Source organism: Sphingomonas aquatilis (assembly GCF_014196115.1).
Lineage (GTDB): Bacteria > Pseudomonadota > Alphaproteobacteria > Sphingomonadales > Sphingomonadaceae > Sphingomonas > Sphingomonas aquatilis.
In genome coordinates, this window is the sequence record NZ_JACIDB010000029.1 from 1 (window position 1) to 2,940 (window position 2,940).

3 protein-coding genes are annotated in these 2,940 nt (G+C 64.5%); 2 read left to right on the forward strand and 1 reads right to left on the reverse strand.

Going from position 1 to position 2,940, the window contains the following annotated elements; all coding sequences use genetic code 11:
• Positions 1-1,327: DUF4158 domain-containing protein (locus GGR47_RS18955; RefSeq protein WP_147037437.1), on the reverse strand; the 1,327-nt coding region annotated here is incomplete at its 3' end.
• 94 nt (positions 1,328-1,421) lie between these two features.
• Here GGR47_RS18955 and GGR47_RS18960 point away from each other — a divergent pair.
• Positions 1,422-2,051, forward strand: coding sequence for a recombinase family protein (locus GGR47_RS18960; protein ID WP_147037438.1), 630 nt, complete (start codon positions 1,422-1,424; stop codon positions 2,049-2,051).
• Positions 2,048-2,866: a HEAT repeat domain-containing protein gene (locus GGR47_RS18965; RefSeq protein ID WP_147037439.1), complete on the forward strand. Its 819-nt coding sequence runs from the start codon at positions 2,048-2,050 to the stop codon at positions 2,864-2,866. The genes GGR47_RS18960 and GGR47_RS18965 overlap by 4 nt, the downstream gene beginning before the upstream one ends.
• Positions 2,867-2,940 lie beyond the last annotated feature (74 nt).

Sequence of the window (2,940 nt, forward strand, 5' to 3'; positions counted from 1 at the left end):
ACTGACGCCGCCACTTGGAATGCGGGCGCAGGAAATCGTCGGTCACCGGCAGTTCGCCTTTGGCGGCGATGGCCTTCACCGCGTCGAGCAGGGGGCGGGCGACCGGTGCGGCTGCGAGGTCAAGGCAGCGTAGCATGCGCGGCGCATAGCGGCGGAAGCGGTGATATCCCTGATCGACATGCGCCAGCGGATCGTCGCTCAGCGTGTCGGTCAGCGTCGTGGCTGTCGCGACAAGGTAGTCGAGCCGGTCCCAGCCCGCCACGCGCGCGACCGCATCCTCCAGCGACGCACCATAACCATGTGCGTCCAGCAACGACCGGCCGATCGCGGCGAACCCGTCCAGCGTCGCGGTGACCGCGCTTCTGGTTTCCGCGGTGCGGGCATCGTGGAGTTGCTTCGCCTCGCGCCAGGTTCGGCCGACGATGCGGTCATGCGTCTCGATCACCGCATCGGCGGTCGCGGCAGCCCATTCGACGACGCAGACCGCGAGGATGGCGCGGCGCCGGTCGGCGTTCAGATCGCGCAGGCCATCGGCGAAATAGCGTTCGCCCTGCCGGCGCAGCCGGGCGACGCGGTGCGGCGGGACGCCAGCGAGCAGGTCAGCGCCGAGGTTCATCGCGCGGAGAAACTCCAACCGGTCGAGCAGCCGGTTCGCCGCGGCGGAATTGTTGCCCGGCTCGATCCGGCGCAGCCAGATGAAGCGGCTGATCGCGCCTGGCAGCATCTCGGTCGTCAACCGATCGAGCCGGGTGCAGGCGACGCGATCGAGGCGCGCGGCAATCCGCTTCTCGATATTGCGCTCGGTCGCGACCAGCGCGTCGGCGCACAGTCGCTCGATGGTGGTGATCGCCGGCAGGATGGTCATGGTGTCGCGGCAGCGGGCGATGAAGCGCCGGGCGAGATCGTCATTCGAGCGCGCCTGTTCGGCTTGGCCAAGCAGCCAGTCGCGAAACGCGCGTGCCGGTGCGCCCTGACCGGGGAACGATCTGTAGCCGTAGGTCCGTCGCAACACCTCCATGTGCTGCTGGCGGGTCTGTCGGCGGACGGCATAGCGGGCGAGCGTGTCGCCGGTGATGCCGAGCTGGGCGCCGAGGAAGGCCGACACCGCCAGCGGGATGACCTCACCCGGTACCAACATCCGGCCGGGATAACGCAGCGCACACAGTTGCAGCGCGAAGCCGATCCTGTTCTCCGGCCGGCGTCGCCGGTCGATATGGACCAGGTCGTCGTCGGCCAGGATGTAGTGCCGCAGCAGCGATGCCTCGTCGGTCGGCAGGTCGAGCAGCACCGACCGCTGCCGGGCGCTCAGGATATGGCGGCGCGGCATGGCACAGTGTCCCGATTGAACAGAAGTCTGTTTTGGACAACACTGACTCCACGCAAATCAAGGGTTTTCGGGGCCGGATTTCGGGAAGGTTCAATTGGGACAACGCGCTGCCATCTACGCCCGGGTCTCGACCGCCGACCAGTCGTGCGAGCGGCAGTTGCGCGACCTTGCCGGTTTCGCCGAACGCGGCGGTTATGAGGTGGTCGAGGTGTTTCGCGAAACTGCCTCGGGCATGAAGGCCAACCGCTCGGCGCGCACTGAGGTGATGAAGCTGGCGCAGGCGCGGCACATCGATGCGATCCTCGTCACCGAACTCAGCCGCTGGGGGCGCTCGACGCAGGACCTGCTCGATACGCTCAACCGGCTGTCGGGTTGGCGGGTGTCGGTCGTCGCCATGAGCGGCATGACGTTCGAGGTCGACACCCCGCACGGGCGGATGATGGCGACGATGCTTGCCGGCATCGCGCAGTTCGAGCGCGACATGCTGAGCGAACGGGTTCGCTCCGGCCTCGCCGCAGCTCGCGCGCGCGGCCGCAAGCTCGGGCGGCAGACCGGCGACCGCCCCAAGTCCGACCGGCTCGCCCCCAGGGTGCTGGCGCTCGTCGCCGAGGGGCGCAGCTATCGCTGGATCGCGCGCGACCTCGGCCTCAGCAAGAACACCGTCACCGCGATCGTTGGGCGGTCGAAGGCGGACAGGTCTCCCGAGATCGAGGTAATAGCATGACCAGCCCGGCAGACGATAATCGCTCCATACCCGAGCTATTCAATGCTGCATTTGAAGGTGACAATGATGCAGCATGGGACGCTGTGGCTGCACTACATTGGCGCGGATCGAAGGATGTGCTGGACCGGGCACTTGCCCTGGCCTGCTCACGTGATCCTAAAGAACGCGGACGGGCTGCCGACATTCTCGGGCAGATCGGCATTTCAGATCGTACATTTCCTGATCAGTGCTTTGCGGCCGTCCTCCGCCTGCTCGCGGATGATGACCAGCAGGTGGTGTTTGATGCCATCTTTGCACTTCATCATATAGATCGGTCACGTGCTGCCCCGTACATCATCCCCTTTGCGCACCACAGCTGGGACAACATCCGGTATGCAGTCGCGTTTGCATTAGGAGCTGTTGATAGCGTCGAAGCGCAGACCACTCTGCTATCGTTGATGACAGATCGCGATCCCGAGGTGCGAAATTGGGCAACTTTCGGGATTGGTCAGCAAAGCGACGCTGACTCAGATGCCATCCGACACGCGCTAAAGAATCAACTCTGCGACGCTGATCCTGACGTTCGCTATGAGGCAATCATTGGTCTTGGTCGTCGCCGCGATCGACGTGCGTTGGGTTTCCTCAAAACCATGCTCCACGATGATCCAGATGACGTTTTTGCACGCGAAGCGGCAGCAAAGCTCTTGGGCATAAACCAAGCGGGGATCGAGCAACTGACGAGCTGCTTGGTTCACTTCAGCGGCTTCAGCGATGGGGCGGCGACAGGAAGACCGATAGTTCATAACCGCTGCTGCAATCAGGCATGCATCGCGTGAAACGGCTTCGCACTTTCTCCAACCATGCTCTTTCGGCTTAGAGTGTCATTTCGCCCTCAGCCGGAGCCGACCCC

What these genes read in the sequence shown, in the direction of transcription:
- GGR47_RS18965 (WP_147037439.1), top strand. Translation starts at nt 2,048, where the DNA reads ATGACCAGCCCGGCAGACGATAATCGCTCCATACCCGAGCTATTCAAT.